At 66.0% G+C, this 2,617-nt stretch carries 2 protein-coding genes; one reads left to right on the top strand and one right to left on the bottom strand.

Annotated elements, in window-relative coordinates:
• Positions 1-37: 37 nt before the first annotated feature.
• On the top strand, positions 38-913 hold the full coding sequence (locus tag U9980_RS24760; protein ID WP_322752584.1) for an LLM class F420-dependent oxidoreductase: 876 nt from the start codon (positions 38-40) through the stop codon (positions 911-913).
• Positions 914-1,098: 185 nt separating this feature from the next.
• On the opposite strand, the gene U9980_RS24765 is transcribed toward U9980_RS24760, so the two are convergent.
• Positions 1,099-2,481 carry an alpha/beta hydrolase domain-containing protein gene (locus tag U9980_RS24765; protein WP_322770129.1) on the bottom strand — a complete coding sequence of 461 codons (1,383 nt, stop codon included), beginning with the start codon at positions 2,479-2,481 and terminating at the stop codon, positions 1,099-1,101.
• Positions 2,482-2,617 lie beyond the last annotated feature (136 nt).

Genomic DNA, 2,617 nt, shown 5'->3' on the forward strand with positions numbered 1-2,617 from the left:
CCTCCGACGAAATCACTGAGCAGGCGAGGAGAGACACATGCACATCGGACGGGTCGGCATCTGGTCGATCGCCCTCGACGCACAGCCGCTGCACGCCGCGCAGGACGCGGTCGCCGAACTCGAGGAACTCGGCTTCCCCGCCCTGTGGATCCCCGAGGCCGCCGGCAAAGAGGTCATGAGCCACGCCGCGCTGCTGCTCGCCACCACCGGGCGCATGGTCGTCGCGACCGGGATCGCGAACCTGTGGGCCCGCGACGCGACCGCCATGGCCAACGGCCAACGCACCCTCACCGAGGGATTCCCCGACCGTTTCCTGCTCGGTATCGGCGTCAGTCACACCCTGACGGTCGCGAACCGCGGACACCAGCCGACCAGCCCACTGCAGGTAACCCGCGACTACCTCGCCGCGATGGACACCGCCACCTACGCCGGCCCCCCACCGACCACCCCCCTGCACCGCGTCCTCGCAGCCCTTGGCCCGAAGATGCTCACCCTCGCCGCCGAGCTCACCGAGGGCGCACACACCTACACCGTCCCCGTCGAACACACCCAGTTCGCCCGCGGCCATCTCGGGCCAGGACCGCTACTGATCCCCGAACAGAAAGTCGTACTGGCCACCGAGCCGAGTGAGGCCCGGCGCATCGCCCGCGCCAACATCGGCCGCGTCATCCGCCTCCCCAACTACGCCAACAACCTGCGCCGGCTCGGCTTCACCGACAACGACCTCGCGGAACGCGGCAGCGACCGGCTCATCGACGCTCTCGTCGCCTGGGGCACCATCGACGACATCGCCCGCCGGGTAAAGGAGCACCTCGACGCCGGCGCCGACCACGTCGCCCTCCAGGTACTCCCCGCCGACCCCACCGCCCTACCGCTACACGAGTGGCGCGAACTCGCCGCCCTCCTCGACTGACTGACTGACTGACTGACTGACATCACTCCACACCCACGAGCCCCCGAGCCGGCGCGAGTCTCCCGGGTCCCGGTCAGCGTCACTTCGAAGGCTGTCCGGCCGGGACCTGCTCGATCATCGAGGCGTAGTCGGAGGTCTTGAGGCTCGGGGCGGCGACCAGGGTGCGGCAGGATCCGTCTTTGTGTTTATGGCGTGGCGGAGGACTCCGCCTCGAGCATGATTTTCGCAGCGTCGCGTGGGAGTATGAAGCCCGCGGCTATACCCGCCGAAACCGCTTTCTCAACCTTCTCGAGATACAGCTCTCGGGTGGGGTAAAGTGTTTTTAGAGTCTCGGGCGAGAACGGCTCCGAGGAACCGGGCAAGTTCTCGATCAGGTTGGCGGAGCCGCTGCTTCCCGTCAGCTTCGCGGTCGGTACCGCTACCGTAGGCAAACGGATGCCACCGCGAGCGATGCCATCGGCGTCGCGAACAACAGTGGGCGGTTCGCCGCCGATCTCGATGCGGGGTTGCGCTGGTGGCGGGATGTGCTCGGTCAGCCAACGCTGCATTTGGAAGAGAGACGCATCGCGCAGTGGGCGGAGGTTGACGGTGTTCGGAGATGGTCCATCGAGAGTTGGCGACGCGGGCAGGCTCGTACCCCAGTCTCGCTCGAATTTGATCATGACCTCTTGAGTGCTGGGGCTGGACGCGTGAGCCGTTCCGGCCGCCTCCCAGAGCCGGAACATTTCGGTGTCCGGCTGGCGGACCCTGAAGTACGTCGGCGTTTCGGTCTCGGTGTTGACCACCAGTACCGGGATGTCGAGATCGTCCCGTAGCCTCGTGACCGGCTGGAAAAGATCCACGACTCCCTGGAGGTTGGGTTCCCGTGAGGCATTCTCGGTCGACAGGGGCGCGACCCAGCCGAAATGGACGTCGAGCAGGAATCCGTCGAAGAGGTTCGTCAGCGGTTGGACCGCGTTGAAGTAGGTGTGCAGCCGGGCCGCCGACTGGGACGCCCCGGTCGCGAGCAGTCGCTTGACGTCCAGCCCGCCCATCGGATCATTCGCGCCCAGGTCGCGCTTGGGCCCAACGAGCTGGGCCGCCGCCGTGAAGATCCCGTAGGAGGCGTCGTCGGAGGGAATAGCCAGGGAGCCATAGCGTTCGGGATCCCAGCTCACCAGACCCTGGGGAGAGGCTGTGTCGAAGCCGTGCACGCCTACCGCCTGCGCGGAGACAGCGACCACCGCGAAGCCGCCTTCGAAGGTTTCCGGCGTGTCGAGCTGAAACATGTCCGAGCCCATGGAGACGTTGATCCACGAAACGATCACGGTGCCGTTGAACTTCGCCGCGTCGACTGGGCGCCGGATAATCATCCGAGTCTTGAAGGGGTGGGTATCGCTGGGCTCCGCCGTCCAGCGGCCGTCCGCGCGTAACTCGCCATCGGCGAGGCGGTACGTGGTCGCGTCACCTTCGAAGAAGTACTCCTCCTCGACATACCCGTAGGTACTCACATCCACCAACGTGGTGCTCATGGGCCAGCCGCGGGTCCCACCGCTGACAGGCCCGGTCAGACGTGCGCTCTCACTCATCAACCGTGCTTCTCCCGTTGCTGGTGGCAGGGCTGCAACTGTGGCAGTGACCAGCATCGGGTTGCGGAAGGTCCAAGTCAACGAGTGCCTGAGATGTCAACAAACGCTCGGCGTCCCATCACACAAGGAAGTAGCT

Source organism: Protofrankia sp. Cr1, from assembly GCF_963555865.1.
GTDB lineage: Bacteria > Actinomycetota > Actinomycetes > Frankiales > Frankiaceae > Protofrankia.